A 17,054-nucleotide genomic window follows, 5' to 3' on the forward strand; every position below is an offset into this window, starting at 1 on the left:
CACACGACGAGGGCACCTGCCGCAGCGCGGCCGGGTGCCCTCGGTCGTGTCCCGGGCGACAGCCAGGAGGCGGCCGCGTCACGCGCAGACGACGTTTTGGCCTCGGCTGGCGTTTTGCCGTTGAGTACGCAGCGTCCAACGCTTATCCTCGCCGCACCTGTCCGCGCTCCCCGGAGCGCCCTGCGACCGAGGGGCCTGGCACACCATGGTTGACAAGCCGAAAGCCGTGACGAAGCCCGCGGCGGCGTCCAAGGCTGCCTCCCGGTCGTCAGGGCCTTCCGCCGGCAAGGCGCCGGGACCGGCACAGGCCCCGGACGCGGGGCAGGGCCAGCCGGCAGCCAACGGCTCGGCCACCGAGAAGGTGGCTCCGGTGAAGAAGGTCGTGAAGGCCGCCGCGAAGGTCGCGAAGGCAGCGACCAAGCAGGCCACCAGGGCAGCCACGACGAAGAAGGCAGGCGTGAGCACACCGGCGGCGAAGAGGGCGACTCCCACCAAGAGGCCAGGAGGTACGACGGCGCCCGCCAGGTCGCTGCGTGTCCGGGACGACGAGTCCCCTTGGAGTGCAAAGGAGCTGCGCGAGCTGCGCGAGGAGATCGAGACGGACGTCGCCCACCTGCGCGCCGAGATCCAGGTCGCCGAGGCGGACCTCGTCGGGCTCATGCGCGATGCCGGCGACGGTGCCGGTGACGACCAGGCCGACGCAGGGGCCAAGACCTTCGAGCGGGAGCAGGAGATCTCGCTGGCGAACAACGCGAGGGACATGCTCGACCAGAACCTGCACGCCCTCGAACGCATGGACAACGGGACGTACGGCATCTGCGAGTCGTGCGGCAACCCCATCGGCAAACTTCGCCTTCAGGCCGCTCCTCGTGCGACCCTATGCGTGACATGCAAGACGAAGCAGGAGCGCCGCTGACCGCGGCCCAAGAGTCCATCGCCACCCCCGACCCGCAGTCCGCGGCAGGAGCCCGTTCCCTGGCCATGCCGCAGCGACGCCGCCTCTTCGTCCTGCTCGGTGCCACCGCCGTGGTGGTCTACGTCGCGGACCAGGTGGCCAAGGCGTGGGCGCTGCGCTCGCTGACCCCCGGCGAGCCCGTCGACGTGGTGGGCCACCTCATCCGGCTGAGCCTGATCCGCAACGCGGGAGCCGCCTTCTCCATCGGCAACGGCGCCACCTGGGTGCTCACCGTGATCGCCTGCGGCGTCATGGTCGTCATCGTGCGTACGGCCAGGCGCATCGGCAGCCGGGGGTGGGCCTGGGCCCTCGGCCTGCTGCTGGGCGGCTCGCTGGGCAACCTCACCGACCGCATGGTGCGCGAGCCGGGTCCGGGTCGTGGGCATGTCGTCGACTTCATCGACTACTTCGGCCTGTTCATCGGCAACGTCGCGGACATCGCGATCGTCAGCGCGGCTGTGCTGATCGGGCTGCTCGCCCTGCGTGGCATCGGCGTGGACGGGCGGCGGCCCCACCATGGCCGCCACGAGGCGACGCAGCGGGACGAGGCGGGGCATGAGTGACGCCCGGACCCTCTTCGTGCCGGACGGCCTGGAGGGGGAGCGGGTCGACGCCGCCCTCGCGCGCCTGTTCGGCTTCTCGCGCACGCGGGCGGCGGACCTGGCCAAGGCCGGGGACGTCCTGCTCAACCATCACCCGGCCGGCAAGTCGGACCGGGTGAGCGCCGGCGACCTGCTCGAGGTGAGCATGCCGGCGGTCGAGCAGAGCCCCACCGTGAAGGTGGTCGCCGAGCCGGTCCCCGGGATGTCGATCATCCATGACGACGACGACCTCGTGGTGGTCGACAAGCCCGTGGGGGTCGCGGCCCACCCCAGCGTGGGCTGGACCGGTCCCACCGTCGTGGGCGGTCTGGCGGCCGCGGGGTACCGTATCGCCACGAGCGGCGCCAGCGAGCGCCAGGGCATCGTCTCCCGGCTCGACGTGGGGACCTCCGGGCTCATGGTCGTGGCCAAGTCCGAGTACGCGTACAGCGTGCTGAAGCAGGCGTTCCGCTCGCGGTCCGTCGACAAGACCTACCACGCGCTCGTGCAGGGCCTGCCCGACCCGGTCGTCGGCACGATCGACGCGCCCATCGGCCGGCACCCCAGCTACGACTACAAGTTCGCCGTCATGGAGAAGGGCAAGCCGAGCGTCACGCACTACGAGGTCATCGAGGCCTTCCGTGCGGTCTCGCTGCTCGACATCCATCTCGAGACCGGCCGGACGCACCAGATCAGGGTGCACTTCAGCGCGCTGCACCACCCCTGCGCCGGGGACCTGACGTATGGCGCGGACCCTCGGCTCGCGGCCCGGCTGGGCCTCGAGCGCCAGTGGCTGCACGCCGTCGGCCTCGGGTTCGAGCACCCTGGCACCGGGAAGTACGTCACCTTCCAGAGCCCCTACCCGTCCGACCTGCAGCAGGCTCTCGACCGCGTCTGAGCGGCGCCGAGACGCCCTGGCGGACAGCCGCCGCGTGCGCCTGCGGGCGAGGCGGAGACACGACCGGCGACACGCCGAGGACCGTCGGTGGAGCGGCTTACACTCGACCCGATGTCCTCCCAGCCCGCTCCCAGCGCCCCCTCGAACAGCGCCCGCTCGAACGGCACCGACTCGAAGAGCACCGACTCGTTCGTGCACCTCCATGTGCACACCGAGTACTCCATGCTCGACGGGGCGGCCCGGATCGGCGACCTGTTCACCCGCGCGGCAGAGCTGGGGATGCCGGCGCTCGCGACCACAGATCATGGCTACCTCTTCGGGGCCTACGAGTTCTGGAAGAAGGCCCAGGGCACGGGGGTCAAGCCGATCATCGGCGTCGAGGCGTACGTCACGCCGGGCACGCACCGTACCGACAAGACGCGGGTGAGGTGGGGCGAGGAGTCGCAGGCGGGCGACGACGTCTCCGGCTCCGGCGCCTACACCCACATGACGCTGCTGGCGCGGAACAACAACGGCCTGCACAACCTCTTCCGGCTCGACTCTCTGGCCAGCCTGGACCAGGTCTACGCCAAGTGGCCGCGGATGGACCGCGAGCTCCTGGACCAGTACGGCCAGGGCCTGGTGGCCACGACAGGCTGCCCGTCCGGGGAGGTCCAGACGCGACTGCGGCTGGGTCAGTACAAGGAGGCGGTCCGGGCCGCCGCGGAGTTCCGTGACATCTTCGGCGCCGAGAACTACTTCTGCGAGCTGATGGACCACGGCCTGCCCATCGAGCGCCGCGTCCAGAAGGACCTGCTGCGGCTGGCCCGTGAGCTCGGCCTCCCCCTGGTGGCCACCAACGACCTGCACTACACCAACCCGGAGGACGCCAAGGCGCACTCCGCCCTGCTGTGCGTCCAGTCCGGGTCGACCCTGATGGACCCGGGTCGCTTCAAGTTCGATGCCGACGACTTCTACCTCAAGAGCCCTGCCGAGATGCGGCACACGTGGCGGGAGCTGCCCGAGGCCTGCGACAACACCCTGCTGATCGCCGAGATGTGCGACATCTCGTTCACCGAGGGCGAGGGCCGCTTCATGCCGCGCTTCCCCTGCCCGCCCGGGGAGAACGAGGAGTCCTGGTTCGTCAAGGAGGTCCAGAAGGGCCTCGTCGAGCGGTTCCCGGCCGGCGTGCCGGACTACGCCACGAAGCAGGCGCAGTTCGAGACCGACGTGATCGTCTCCAAGGGGTATGCGGGGTACTTCCTCGTCGTCGCAGACTTCATCAACTGGGCCAAGGCGAACGGCATCCGGGTGGGCCCCGGCCGTGGGTCCGGCGCCGGTTCCATGTGCGCCTACGCGATGAAGATCACCGACCTCGACCCGATCCCGCACGGGCTCATCTTCGAGCGGTTCCTCAACCCCGAGCGGATGTCGATGCCGGACTTCGACGTCGACTTCGACGAGCGCCGGCGCGGCGAGGTCATCAAGTACGTCACCGAGAAGTACGGGGCCGACCGGGTCGCGCAGATCGTCACCTACGGCACCATCAAGGCGAAACAGGCCGTCAAGGACGCGGCCAGGGTCATGGGTCACCCGTTCGTCGTCGGCGAGCAGCTCACGAAGGCGATGCCGCCCGACGTGATGGGCAAGGGTGTACCGCTCGCCCAGATCTACAACAAGGAGCACAAGCGGTACAACGAGGGCGGCGACTTCCGCTCGCTGGTGGAGACCGAGCCCCACTTCAAGGAGATCGTCGACACCGCCCTGGGGCTGGAGGGGCTCAAGCGGCAGTGGGGCGTCCACGCCGCCGGCGTGATCATGTCCAGCGAGCCCCTGGTCGACGTCATCCCCATCATGCGGCGTCTTCAGGACGGCCAGGTCATCACGCAGTTCGACTACCCCAGCTGCGAGTCGCTGGGTCTGGTCAAGATGGACTTCCTGGGCCTGCGCAACCTGACGATCCTCGACGACGCCATCGACAACGTGAGGGCCAACCGCGGAGAGGAGATCGACCTCGACGCACTGTCCAAGGACATGACGGACAAGGCCACGTACGAGCTGCTCTCCCGCGGTGACACCCTCGGGGTGTTCCAGCTCGACGGCGGTGGCATGCGGACGCTCCTCAAGCTCATGCAGCCGGACAACTTCGAGGACATCTCCGCCGCTCTCGCGCTCTACCGCCCCGGCCCGATGGGGGTCAACGCACACACCAACTTCGCGCTCCGCAAGAACGGCAAGCAGGAGCTCACCCCGCTGGACCCGCAGCTGGCGGGCAAGCTCCAGCGGGAGATGGTGGATGCGCTCGCACCGATCCTCGGCACCACGTACGGCCTGGTGATCTACCAGGAGCAGGTGATGGAGATCGCCCAGAAGCTGGCCGGCTACACCCTGGGCAACGCCGACCTGCTGCGCCGCGCGATGGGCAAGAAGAAGAAGGAGGTGCTCGACGCCGAGTACGTCCCCTTCTCCGAGGGCATGAAGGCCAAGGGGTTCAACGAGGCCTCCATCGCCGCCCTCTGGGGCGTGCTCGTGCCGTTCTCCGACTACGCGTTCAACAAGGCACACACGGCGGCGTACGGGCTGGTCTCGTACTGGACCGCCTATCTCAAGGCCAACTACCCCGCGGAGTACATGGCCGCCCTGCTGACCAGCGTGGGGGACGACAAGGACAAGTCGGCGCTCTACCTCGGGGAGTGCCGTCGGATGGGCATCAAGGTTCTGCCCCCCGACGTCAACGACTCCGTGGCGCGCTTCGCGGCCGTCGGCACCGACATCCGCTTCGGCCTGCAGGCCATCCGGAACGTCGGTCACAACGTCGTCGAGGCCATCGTCGCCGCGCGCGCCGAGAAGGGAAGCTTCGTCTCGTTCAAGGACTTCCTGTCCAAGTGCCCGGCAGTGGTCTGCAACAAGCGCACCATCGAGTCGCTGATCAAGGCCGGCGCCTTCGACGGGCTGCAGGAGTCCCGTCAGGGCCTCCTGCGGGTCCACGAGGACTACATCGACAACTTCGTGGACATCAAGCGCAAGGAGGAGATCGGCCAGGACTCCCTCTTCTCGGTGTTCGGCGGGCTGGACGGTGACGGCGGCTCAGCGGGGGAGTCGGTGGACTTCTCCGTGCTGCCGCCCATCCCGAGCGTGGAGTGGGACAAGAAGACGCTGCTCGGGTTCGAGCGGGAGATGCTGGGTCTGTACGTGTCGGACCACCCGCTCTTCGGCATAGAGCACGTGCTTGCCGCCCATGCGGACACCACCATCGCGAGCCTGACGGGTGACGACGGCAAGCCCGAGGGCGCCAACGTGACCATCGCCGGCCTCATCACCGGTCTACAGGTCAAGCGGACGAAGAAGGGCGACCTCTGGGCCATCGTCACCGTGGAGGACCTCGAGGGCGCGATCGAGTGCCTCTTCTTCCCCTCGGCGTACCTGACCGTCCAGCACGCGCTGACCCATGACGCCGTCGTCGTGGTCAAGGGCCGGGTCAACCGGCGCGACGACACGCCGTCGATCTATGCCTCCGACCTGACCCTGCCCGACATCTCCGAGGGCCCCCGCGGGCCGGTCGTGGTCACCATCGACACCAACCGGGCGACGCAGGCCAAGGTGGAGGAGCTGAAGTCCGTGCTCGCCTCCCACCCGGGATCCACCGAGGTGCACGTGCGGCTGAGCCAGCCCGGCCGGTCCGTGCTCATGCGGCTCGAGGACGCCTACCGCGTCAACGCGACCGAGTCCCTGTTCGGCGACCTCAAGGTGATCCTCGGCCCGCGCTGCCTCGCCGGGTAGGCGGTGAGCATAAGGTGCCGGAGTGAGCACGTCCACCGATCCCGCACCTGCCTCAGCCCCTGGGGGCGACACTCCCAGACCTCCCGTCGCAGCACGGCACGAGCTGACCCGGGTCCACCACGGTGACACCGTGGTGGACCCGTACGACTGGCTGCGGGACAAGGACGACCCCGCGGTGCTGGCCCACCTCCGTGCCGAGAACGACTATGCCGAGGCGGTCACCGCCGATCTCGAGCCCCTGCGCCAGTCGATCTTCGAGGAGATCCGGTCTCGTACCCAGGAGACCGACCTGTCTGTCCCGGTGGCGAGCGGTCCGTGGTGGTACTACTCCCGCAGCTTCGAAGGCGCGCAGTACGCCGTGGAGTGCCGGGCGCCTCGGGTCCCGGGTGCCCCCCGTCCGGAGCCCACCCCGAAGACTGCTGTGCCGGATGAGCAGGTGCTGCTCGACGGCAACGTCGAAGCGGAGGGTGAGGAGTTCTTCGCGCTCGGAGCGCTGACGGTCAGCCCTGACCACCGCTGGCTCGCCTATGCCCTGGACACCCAGGGGGACGAGCGTTTCGCCCTGCGGGTCAAAGACCTGCAGACCGGCGAGGTGGTCGACACGTCCGTCGCGGAGATCGGGTACGGCTGTGTCTTCTCCCTGGACGGCCGCTACGTCTTCTACACCCGAGTGGACGCGACCTGGCGCCCTCACCAGGTGTGGCGGCACGAGGTCGGCACACCGTCCGAGGGTGACGTGCTCGTGCACCAGGAGGACGACGAGCGGTTCTGGATGGGCCTGGGGGTCTCCAGGGACGACCGCTGGATCATGGTGGGCCTGGGGTCCAAGACCACGTCGGAGGTTCGGCTGCTCGACGCAGCAGACCCGACCGGGGAGCTCCGGGTGGTCGCGCCGCGGCGGGAGGGCGTGGAGTACGACGTGGAGCCGGCCGGCGACCGGCTGCTCATCGTGCACAACGCCGACAGCATCGACTCCGACCTGGCCTGGGCGCCGTTGGGGTCGACGTCGGCGGAGCAGTGGCAGCCCCTGATGCGCTCGGCGTCGGGGGAGCGGTTCCAGGCAGTCGACGCGTTCGACGACGTCTGCGTCCTGTCGCTGCGCAAGGACGGCCTCACGGCACTGCGTGTGCTCGACCGCGACGCAGGGTCCGACTCGGGCTTCGGGGGCTGGCACGACCTCAGGTTCGACGAGCCGGTCTACCAGGTCGGGCTGGGAGACAACCCCGAGAGTGACACCGCAGCCGTCCAGGTGGTGTTCGAGTCGATGGTGACCCCGAGAACGGTCTACGACTACGACTACCGCACCCGTGAGCTCACCCTCCTCAAGCGCCAGCCGGTGCTGGGCGGCTACGACCCCGCGGCGTACGAGCAGCGCCGGGAGTGGGTCACGGCCGAGGACGGGACCAGGGTCCCCCTGTCGCTCGTGTACCCGGCGGGCGCCCGGCGGGACACCACCCGCCCGGGCATGCTGACAGGCTACGGCTCGTACGAGCTCTCGTCGGACCCGTACTTCTCCGTCGCCAGGCTGTCGCTGCTCGAGCGTGGGTTCGTCTACGCCATCGCTCACGTCCGCGGTGGCGGCGAGCTGGGACGCGGCTGGTACGACGACGGCAAGCTGACCGCCAAGAAGCACACCTTCTCGGACTTCGTGGACTGCGCCGCGTACCTCGTCGACTCAGGCTGGGTCGCGCCGGACCGGCTGGTCGCGGAGGGCGGGTCGGCCGGGGGCCTGCTGATCGGCGCAGCGGTGAACCTTGCGCCGGAGCGGTTCCGGGCGGTGCACGCCGCCGTGCCGTTCGTGGACGCGCTCACCACGATCCTGGACCCGTCCCTGCCGTTGACGGTGGTGGAGTGGGAGGAATGGGGCAACCCGCTCGAGGACCCGGCGGTGTACGCGTACATGAAGTCGTACTCGCCGTACGAGAACGTGCGTCGGGCGGCCTACCCCGCGATCCTTGCCACGACGTCCTTGAACGACACGCGCGTCTCCTTCACGGAACCGGCCAAGTGGGTTGCCCGGCTGCGTGAGGAGACCACGTCCGACCCGGCGCAGCGGCCGGTGCTGCTGCGTACCGAGATGGTCGCCGGGCACGGGGGCAAGAGCGGGCGATACGACGCCTGGCGGCAGGTCGCCTGGGAGTGGGCCTTCCTCGTGGACCAGGCGGGCGCCTGGGACGGGGGCCCCCGCAGCGAGACGTGATCGAGAAATGTCCTCGTTCCGGCACTGTTCGGCGTACGTCGCTAATACCCTTGCCGTAGTACCGGAGTCGTACCTTCGCGGGTAGAGGATGGGCGGACGAGCTGTGGACGAGGGCCGGGTGGATGGGCTGCCTCGTTTCGCTGCGCACATGGACTGGTCGCAGAGCCCGTGGGGGCCGCTGGACGAGTGGCCGGTGCAGCTGCGCACCGCGTGGGACGTCGTCGTCGCCTGCCCACTCCCCATGTGCCTCATGGTCGGCCAGGAGCTGGCGATGCTGTACAACGACGCCTTCGCGGACCTGCTCGGCACGAAGCACCCCATGGCCTTCGGCGAGAAGGCCTCTGAGGTGGTCCCCGAGGTGTGGGAGCACTCCAGGGTCGGACCTCTGTTCGAGGCGACCCTCGCCAGTGGGGAGGCGTTCCTCGAGGAGTCCACGGAGCTCGTGCTCCGGCGCGGCAGAGGAGCCGGCGAGGACCTTGGGTACTACATGCGGTCCGGCTCGCCCGTGCGCGGCGCGGGCGGCGAGGTTCTGGGCGTGCTGCACGTCGTCATCGAGACCACCGAGGTGGCCGAGCGAGCCCGGGCGCTGGCCAGGCTGGCGACCTCTCTCGCGGTCGCCGTCACCGTGGACGATGTCAGCAAGGTGGTGCTCCGCCAGGCGGTGGCGGCCTTCGACGCCATCTCGGCCACCCTCTGTCTGCCGTCGCCGGCGCCGGCCGTCTGGCGAATGGCCCGACGTCACCGCATCGAGCAGCTCTCCCCCGACGAGGAGCGGCTGCCCCTGATCTGGACCGAGCTCTCGGAGGATCTCGCCTCCATCGTCTCGACGGCGCTGGACAGGTCCGACCCCTACATCACGGCCAGTGGCGAGGTGGTCGCAGTCCCCCTTCATGCGGGGCGCGGCGTCGAGGCGGCGCTCGTGGTGTCCCGCGAGGCGTCGCCGCTCCCGTACGACGCGAAGACGGTGCTGAGCGCCTTCATGGAGCTGGTCGGGGAGGCGCTGAGCCGGGCCGTGGTGTACGACGCCGAGCGCACCACCGCTGAGCTGCTGCAACGCACCCTGCTCCCGCCCAACCTCCCGCAGTCCGACGCCGTGAGCATCGCCGCCCGGTACGAGCCGGTGTCTGAGGGCACCGTCGCGGGCGGTGACTTCTACGACTCGTTCTTCCTCCCTGACGGCCGGCTGGCCGTGGTCATCGGTGACGTCGTCGGGCGTGGCGTGATGGCCGCCACGGTGATGGGCCAGGTGCGCGCCGCGGTGCGCGGTGCCGCCCTCACCAACAGCGATCCGGACGCCGTGATGCAGGCGCTGGACCGCGTCGTGTGGGACCTCGACGCGCTCTGGCCCACGTCGATGCCACTGGGCACCGTGCGGGCCCGGCCGGGAATGGCGTTCGGCGGCGAGCTCTTCGTCACGATGCTGTACGGGACGATCGACCCCGAGAACGGCGACGTCGTGGTGGCCAGCGCCGGTCATCCGGTGCCCACCGTGCTGTCGGGTCGCCAGGCACGCAGTGACGGGCGACCACGTGCCGTCCCCGTCGACCTCGCTGCGGGGCCGCCACTGGGCATCCGTGGTGACCGTCCGGCTCACCAGCTGCGTCTGGAGGTCGGCGACATGCTCGTGGCGTTCACCGACGGCCTCATCGAGCGGCGCGGTGAGGCGCTCAGCGACGGTGAGCAGCGGTTGATGAGCATCCTGGCCCAGGCGCCCGCGGGGAGCCCGCGCAGCGTTGCCCAGTACGTGATGGAGTCGATGCTGGAGAGCTCGGCGCAGGAGGACGACTGCGCCATGCTGGCGATCGGGCGGTCACCCGCCGGTCACCGGCGGGCCGCGATCGTGGTCCCTCCCATGCCGGAGTCGGTCCGCGCGGCGCGCGACTGGGCGCGGGCGCAGCTCGTCGACTGGGAGATAGGCGAGGGAGACCAGCACAGCATCGTGACAGGCATCTCGGAGCTCATCACCAACTCGGTGCTGCACGCCGGGACGGAGTCGCACCTCACCCTCGACCTCGACTCGGGTGTCCTGGCGGTCACGGTGGCCGACAGCGGCAACCGCGGTGAGCCGCTGCTCACGGGCGCGGACACGATGGCCGTGCGGGGAAGGGGACTCTCGCTCGTCAGGGCCATCAGCGACGCGTTCGGGGCCCACCGCACGTCGGCCGGGACGACGGTGTGGTTCGAGGTCGTCGTCGACATCGAGGCCCGGCGCGCCGCCGAGGAAGGTCTCCAGACCGCGGTGGTGGGCGGTCGTCCGAGCGTTGCCAGCGCTCCGCCGAACGGCCAGCCCGAGCGGGCCAACGGATGAGCCGGCCGGTCGCGCGCCGAAGCATGCACCGGTCATCCAGCATGCTGGGGGCCACGTTCAGCCCTCTCGGGGCACGGGGAAAGGTGGTTTCCGGTATGTGGCAACGGTTGGTGGAGCGGGTCGCCCCACTCATGGAGGGGGAGCCGTCCCGGCTGGACCGTCTCGACGGTCTCGGGGCCGGCCCCGAGCACACCGCCGCCACGGCGACGGCACCGCAGCAGCAGCCGTCGACCTCTGGGGTCACTCCCGGCTCGTGACCGCCGGATGCCCTCGCGGGCGCGGTGCTGCAGGATGGGGGCACCGCCCGCTGCCCTCCGCGGCGGCCGATGGAGGGAGATGTCGATGGGCTTCTTGGACCGTCTGCTGGGCCGCGAACCACGCCAGCGGTTCCCCCAGCAGGGCTACCCCCAGCAGGGCTACCAGCAGCAGGGTTACCAGCAGCAAGGTCAGCCGGCGCCTGGCTCTGCGCAGCAGGACGCGACCGGATGGCGGTCCGCGCAGACCGAGCCGCAGCGGTCGGCCAGCGGCCAGGCGCGGAGCGAGGACGAGCGCGCCCTTGCGCGCTACCGCTACCTGCTCCGCACCGCGCCGCCGGAGTCTCTCGAGCAGGTGCACGCGGAGGCTTTCGCCCGGCTGACGCCGGAGCAGCGCCAGCAGGTACTCACGGAGCTGAGCCGGGACCTCCCGCCCGGTGAACCAGCCCCCACCGCCGACCCCGGCTCCATGGCGAGGACGGCGACGCGCGCGGAGCTCAGGCAGCCGGGGTACCTCGAGCAGACCTTCAGCCGTGCCCGGTTCGGGGGCGGCGGCCTCGGCGGAGGTATGGGACTTGGTGGAGGTATGGGGCTGGGCGGCACCATCATGGGGTCGATGATGGGCACCATCGCCGGAGTGGTCATCGGCTCGGCCATCGCCGATGCGCTCTTCGACGGTTACGGCAGCTCACCGGAGGCGCAGGACGCCGGTGACACCGGGTCCGACACCGCCGGTGACTCGAACACAGACTCGAACACCGACTCGAGCGCTGACAGCGGCGGTGACTCAGGCGACTCGTCGGGTGACAGTTCGGGAGACGGCTCCGGGGACAGTGGCTACCAGGACGCGGGGTACCAGGACGCGGGGTACCAGGACAGCGGGTACCAGGACAGCGGGTACCAGGACAGCGGGTACCAGGACAGCGGGTACCAGGATGCTGGCGATGTCTCGGCCAGCGGCGGCTGGGGAGTCTCGGGCGGCGGTGGTGACTTCGGCGGCGGCGACTTCGGCGGCGGTGGTGACTTCGGCGGTGGTGACTTCGGCGGCGGCGGCTTCTGACCCATTTCCCCGTCGCTTTAGTGCGATCTGAGGCGCGCCGGAGGTTTGGCGGGGGGAAGCGCTGGAAATGTCCTGCCGATAGAGCAACCGCCCCAGGCTCTAGAAGGAGGGCGGGGGCGGCTGCTCGCCAAGTGTGCGCCCGTGCCGCCTGATTGTCGAGCAGGTGGGGTGCCCCCTGCTTGCCGAGGACGCGGGAGGCCTCCACCGTCGGCGGTAGCTCCCGGGCCGCGCGCCAGACCTCGAGGGGCGGGCTAGAGCCCCTTCAGCCCCTTCCGCTTCAGTCGCTTCCATGCCTTCTCGAAGGAGTCCTGCGCTCGAGCGGCATGCCAGTCCTCGAGGCCGTGCAACCTACCGAACGAGAACCCGTTCTCCCCGCTGAGGTGTGCCTGCACTCCCAGGTCCCGCAGTGTTCGCCTCGACAGGACCGTGTCCTGGTGCCGGCCCAAGGCTTGCTGCAGCCGCTTGGCACGCTTGCCGAGACGGCGGGCAGGGCCGCCGAGGACCGCCGTGGCCGACTCGGCGGCATACCGCAGGCGCTTGGCCTTCTTGCGGGCCTCGTGCAGCGCACGGTCACGCTCCTGCGGCTCCTCGGCGCCGGCCGCGGCCTTCACCGCCCGGCGCAGGTGTCGGAAGTCTCGGTGGAGGAGCCCGGGCAGCACGCTGGCGGCGGGCTCCCGGGCCAGGGCCAGGGGAGGAGGCTCGGCGACCAGGGCGTCCAGAGCGTCGAGGAGGCGGAAGTACCTCTCGCTCTCCAAGGCCGCCAGGACCCGGCCCCGGCCCTCACGTCCGGAGCGGCCGAGCGTCGACTCGAGGCGCTGCCTGACAGGCCCGAGGACGAGCTCGGGCGGTTCGCTCTCCAGGAGCTCCTCCAGCCTCTCCATCAGCACCTGGGCATCACGAGCTTCGCTGAGTGCCTGCCCCAGCCATCGAAGCTCCTCGCGGACCGCGTCGGTGGCGCCGCTCGCGAACAGCGGGCGGTAGGTAGTCAAAGCCGATCTCAGCCGGCGGGCGACGATGCGGAGCCGATGGACCGAACCCGGTCGGTCGGAGCGCACTCCGGCGTCGTGGGTCCGTAGCTCTGCCAGCTGCTGCTGCAGGTATGCCTCGAACGCCCCGGCGGCGGTGCGTCGGTCGGCGCCTTCGGCGCCGGCCGCGGGCGCCGACGGCAGCCCGTCTCCCAGTGCTCTGACGAGCTTGGAGCGCACGTGCGCAGGAGTGGCGCCCGCGGCCAGCAGTGGTGCCTCGACCGTGTCCAACGCGAGTGGACTGTCCTCGGCCAGCTCGACCTCCCACTCGCGCCAGTGCCGGCTCTGGGGCTGCCCCACCAGCCGTTCTCCGGTCACCGTGTCGTCACAGACCTCCCCCAGCACGCGGGACTCCGCGTCCAGGAGGCGGTACGTCAACCGGTGGTTGAGCACCCGGGCGACCGGCACGAGTGGGTGGTCGCGCACGATCGACCTGACGGGACCAAGCAGGTCGGCCGGCACCGTGTCGGACGCATCGCCCAGTGGCAGCCTGAGCTCCTTCTTCGTGTCCGCCTTCTCCGGGAGCTTCACGTGCCAGCCGTCGTCGTGGCCGCCCGTGCGGCGGCGAAGCGTGACGCCGTGACGCGCCAGGGCGAGGTCCTCGGTGTCGTAGTAGACGGCCTCCAGGTCGTCGGTCACCGCCTGGGCAACGGTCGCCACCGCGCCCACTCCGGCAAGCGAGGGCAGGAGCGCGGACTCCGCCACGTCGTACTTGCGTTCCACCTCGTCGTACACCGTGACTGCCATGCCCCATGGTTGCGCGATCCGTGCCGCGGTGCACGAGCGGCCGGTGGCGGTCGGACCCGGCGCCGGTCCGTCAGTTCTCGGTGTGATGCCGGTCGCCCTGGGCGTCGGTGTGCGCTCCCACGGCCTCGTCGGCAGGTTCCGTCCCCTCCTCGGACACGGAGGCCTCCAGGGCCGCCTGCTCCTGCTCCGGCGTCATGCGGATGGTGTCCTCCGGCTTCGGTGTGGTCGGCTCGCTCATGGTCGTCCTCTCTGGCTGACGGGTCGCCTCCTGCCCTCGCATCGTCGCCCACCGGCGCAGGTACCGCACACCGGAGCACCAGGTCGGCGCATGGTCGGGCCGGGCGTGGGTAGGCAGCGCGGGGAGAGGAGGCACCGGGTGGCGAAGCAGGCGCAACGGGCATCGGTCGCGGCGACCGGTTCGTGGCGGGACCCCGATGGCTTCCGGTCGCCCGCCGGGGAGGTGCATGCGTGGGTGCCTGGCACCAACCAGACGGTCTGCGGCTTGTCCACCAGCCGGTCCCGGCTGCTGAGGTTCTCGCACGTCGCCTGGGCGGACGCGCAGCCCGCCACCGGCCGCGACGCCGACGAGGTGACGGACGTGTGCCCACGCTGCGCGGCCGCGATGGGGCAGCGGCGGGACAGCAAGCCCTGGACGAGGCGAGATCCCCGACCGTGACCGAAAGCGCGATGCGCCTGCCCCCGCGAGAGCGGGGACAGGCGCATTCTCGGCGGGTCAGCGTACCGGGCTGGTCCTCACGTGGGCCGTCGTGCGACCGCCGTCGGCGGTGACGGCGACGTCGAGAGGCTGCCGTCCTACGACCGTGACATCGGCGGAGACGCTGTCACCTGCGTTGAGGACGGCCGTGACCGGAACAGGGAACAGGTTGGGGTCACGGCCTACCACCTGCGCCGAGCGTGCCTGGAGATCCTTGACAGCACCGACGCGGACGTCGTATGCCGCTCCCTCGCCGGTGTTGCGCACCGTCACCCGCCAGGTGTGATGACCGGGCTCGCCGCCGCCCACATACTCCGAGGTCGCGGCGAGCTGTGCGGTGCTGGTCGACGCGCCCTCGTCCACCTCGAGCAGCAGGGTGTCCCAGCCGGGGCCGGTTCCCGCGGCGGCGGGCGCCCCGTGGGTGAACGTGATCTCGTTGTCACCGCTCACGAGCAGGCTCGCCGGGAAGGCGATGACGCCGGTGCGCGGGTAGCCACTGCGGTCGGCCTGCCTCGCGATGGTGGAGTCGTTGTTGTTGGGCACCGAGCCCGACAGGCCGGCCGACGTCCCGTTGACCTTGACGGTCGGCGCACCGCGCTGCTGCATCGACGTCGCGACGGTGAGGTATGCCGTGCCCTGGTACGTGTGGTCCAGGTGGAACCGCACGGTCCACGTGCCGCGGTTGGTCTGCGCGTAGTACCAGTCGACCGGCTCCCAGCTCTCGCCCACGCGGAAGGTCAGGTCGGCAGGAATCAGACCCGGCTTCTCGTACTCCCGGGGCATCGGCTTCACCGGCGAGAGCGAGGCCAGCGCGAACTCGCCACTGGTCCGGTCGGAGCGACCGAGCTGCCACAGCAACGTCCCGTGGCTGCGCGGCGTCCAGACGATGTCCCCGAGGTTCTGCTCGGAGCCACTGACGACCACGCCAGTGCGGCTGTAGAGGTCCGTCACCGAACCGTCGGCCGGCTGGATATAGAGGGTGTAGGACCCGGGCTCTGTGGTCCCCGGCCGCCAGGCGGGCGGGATTCCCGGCAGCGTGAAGCGACCGTCCGAGTCCGTACGCACGAAGTACGTCGGCTCGGCGATGGGGAAGACGTCCGGGCTGGTCTGGGTCGAGAGGACCACGTGGAAGTCGGAGGCCGGGCGTCCGTCGGTGAGCCGCACGCGTCCGGTCACGGTGGCGCGCTGGTTCGGCGCCGGGTACAGCGGGTCGCTCACCCAGGGCGCCCCGGCCCGGTGCTCCTCGATCTCGGTCCGCGCGGTACGAGCCGCCCCGGCGATCATGGCGTCAGGGTCGTCAGGGTCCCCGACCGTGAAGAAGGTGAGCCACGGGCCGTAGAGCCGCTTGTACCCCGCCGGGATCTGGTACGCCGGCTCGCCGTAGTGGTTGCGCCCGAAGTAGTTGAGGATGAGCGCGTCCTGGTGGATGGCGAGGTCCTGGTGCTGCGGCCCGGCGCCGTAGAAGGCGCACAGCGTGTCGTCCGTGACGCCGCCCAGGGGCGTGAACCAGGCGCCGAAGCCGTTGCCGAAGTGGCCGAACATCGGGTTCTCGTGGTGGTACAGGCTCCACTCGTACTTGGAGTAGATGGACCCGGGGGCGAGGTTGCCCGAGTTGCTGTGCGGGCTGGGCAGGTCGGGGTTGTTGGCTCCGTCCACCCTCCACGTCTCGTCCTGAATAGGCTCCTGGGTGGCGAGGTAGGCGTATGTCGGCTGCTGCCCGGCGCCTCGCTCCCAGTTGTACGCGTGGTCCAGGAGGCTGCGGTCCCAGCGCGTGTTCATGCGAACCTCGGAGATCGAGGTGTCGGCGGTGGCGGTCAGCACGTCGTAGCCGTAGATCCCGCGTCGTCCCGAACGCAGCACGATGTGGTGCTCGTGTCGCAGCGGCGCGCTCGTCGTGTCGACGAAGGCCACCTCCACCAGGTCGGGCTCGGAGCGGAGCACGTCCACCCGGGAGCACACGAGCCGGGTCTTGCCACCGGCCGCGTCGACGTAGAAGGAGTGCTGCCGGTCAGGGTCGCGCGGCTCGACCCCGTTGAGGTTGTGGGCGAGCTCGGTGCCCGCGACCACGACGGACTTGGCGGTGATGGAGACGTCGCTCCAGCCGGTCGCCACGCCGACGTCGTCCCGGCCGAAGGCGATACGCACGAGGCCGTTGTCGAGGACGAGCTCCGGAACCTCGTCAGGAAAGGCGTAGCTCCCCACCGGTGCACGGCGACCGCCGATCAGAGCCCGGACGCCGGCACCCGATCCACTGCCGGTCGCGCCACTGCCGGTCGCGGCGCCTGCGCTCTGTGCGGTCGCGACGATGATGGAGCTGGCGGTAACGCCGCCGATGCCTTGCAGGACGACCCGCCGGCTGAGGCCTGAGGGCTTGTGGTCATTCACGGTTCGACTCCTCTCGGCGGTGCGCGCGGCTCATCCATGACGCACCGTGGGACTTCAGGGAAGGTTTCCACCCTGACGTGGAAACCGTTTTCCGTCAAGATGGTCTCCGCAGGTGGAATGGGCTTTCCCGTTTTTCCCGGTCATCCGGTGTTCCACGGGCTTGCTGC

General features: G+C 70.2%; 12 protein-coding genes. 9 read left to right on the forward strand and 3 right to left on the reverse strand.

The annotated features are described in order from the left end of the window. Positions 1 to 205: 205 nt before the first annotated feature. The 8 genes from PHA84_RS15270 (at position 206) to PHA84_RS15305 (ending at position 12,015) form a co-directional block, all read left to right on the forward strand. A complete protein-coding gene (locus tag PHA84_RS15270; RefSeq protein WP_270888987.1) occupies positions 206 to 916 on the forward strand; it encodes a TraR/DksA family transcriptional regulator in 711 nt (236 codons plus the stop codon). After that, positions 889 to 1,518: a signal peptidase II gene (gene lspA, locus PHA84_RS15275; RefSeq protein WP_270888988.1), complete on the forward strand. Its 630-nt coding sequence runs from the start codon at positions 889 to 891 to the stop codon at positions 1,516 to 1,518. Before PHA84_RS15270 ends, lspA begins: the two co-directional genes overlap by 28 nt. Then, a complete protein-coding gene (locus PHA84_RS15280; protein WP_270888989.1) occupies positions 1,511 to 2,434 on the forward strand; it encodes an RluA family pseudouridine synthase in 924 nt (307 codons plus the stop codon). The genes lspA and PHA84_RS15280 overlap by 8 nt, the downstream gene beginning before the upstream one ends. Before the next feature lie 111 nt (positions 2,435 to 2,545). Further along, entirely contained in the window at positions 2,546 to 6,193 is a 3,648-nt protein-coding gene (dnaE, locus tag PHA84_RS15285) for a DNA polymerase III subunit alpha (protein ID WP_270888990.1), read from the forward strand. A 22-nt stretch (positions 6,194 to 6,215) separates the two neighbouring features. Beyond that, positions 6,216 to 8,393, forward strand: a complete 2,178-nt coding sequence (locus PHA84_RS15290) for a S9 family peptidase (RefSeq protein ID WP_270888991.1) — start codon at positions 6,216 to 6,218, stop codon at positions 8,391 to 8,393. A 148-nt stretch (positions 8,394 to 8,541) separates the two neighbouring features. Continuing rightward, entirely contained in the window at positions 8,542 to 10,701 is a 2,160-nt protein-coding gene (locus PHA84_RS15295) for an ATP-binding SpoIIE family protein phosphatase (protein WP_270888992.1), read from the forward strand. A 95-nt stretch (positions 10,702 to 10,796) separates the two neighbouring features. After that, positions 10,797 to 10,958 (forward strand): hypothetical protein, encoded by a 162-nt coding sequence (locus PHA84_RS15300; RefSeq protein WP_270888993.1) that lies wholly within the window; start codon positions 10,797 to 10,799, stop codon positions 10,956 to 10,958. A gap of 85 nt (positions 10,959 to 11,043) precedes the next feature. Continuing rightward, the gene (locus PHA84_RS15305; RefSeq protein WP_270888994.1) at positions 11,044 to 12,015 is read left to right on the forward strand and encodes a hypothetical protein; all 972 of its coding nucleotides are present in this window, start codon (positions 11,044 to 11,046) and stop codon (positions 12,013 to 12,015) included. A gap of 251 nt (positions 12,016 to 12,266) precedes the next feature. On the opposite strand, the gene PHA84_RS15310 is transcribed toward PHA84_RS15305, so the two are convergent. Both PHA84_RS15310 and PHA84_RS15315 read right to left on the reverse strand, forming a co-directional pair. Continuing rightward, positions 12,267 to 13,787, reverse strand: a complete 1,521-nt coding sequence (locus PHA84_RS15310) for a CYTH and CHAD domain-containing protein (protein ID WP_270888995.1) — start codon at positions 13,785 to 13,787, stop codon at positions 12,267 to 12,269. Positions 13,788 to 13,857: 70 nt separating this feature from the next. Next, on the reverse strand, positions 13,858 to 14,025 hold the full coding sequence (locus tag PHA84_RS15315) for a hypothetical protein (protein ID WP_270888996.1): 168 nt from the start codon (positions 14,023 to 14,025) through the stop codon (positions 13,858 to 13,860). A gap of 138 nt (positions 14,026 to 14,163) precedes the next feature. On the opposite strand from PHA84_RS15315, the gene PHA84_RS15320 reads away from it, so the two are divergent. Next, positions 14,164 to 14,463: a hypothetical protein gene (locus PHA84_RS15320; protein WP_270888997.1), complete on the forward strand. Its 300-nt coding sequence runs from the start codon at positions 14,164 to 14,166 to the stop codon at positions 14,461 to 14,463. A gap of 57 nt (positions 14,464 to 14,520) precedes the next feature. Here the strand turns inward: PHA84_RS15320 and PHA84_RS15325 are convergent, their stop codons facing one another. Further along, positions 14,521 to 16,887, reverse strand: a complete 2,367-nt coding sequence (locus PHA84_RS15325) for a polysaccharide lyase family protein (RefSeq protein ID WP_270888998.1) — start codon at positions 16,885 to 16,887, stop codon at positions 14,521 to 14,523. Positions 16,888 to 17,054: the final 167 nt, after the last annotated feature.

The organism is Pedococcus sp. 5OH_020 (assembly GCF_027812955.1).
Taxonomy (GTDB): domain Bacteria; phylum Actinomycetota; class Actinomycetes; order Actinomycetales; family Dermatophilaceae; genus Pedococcus.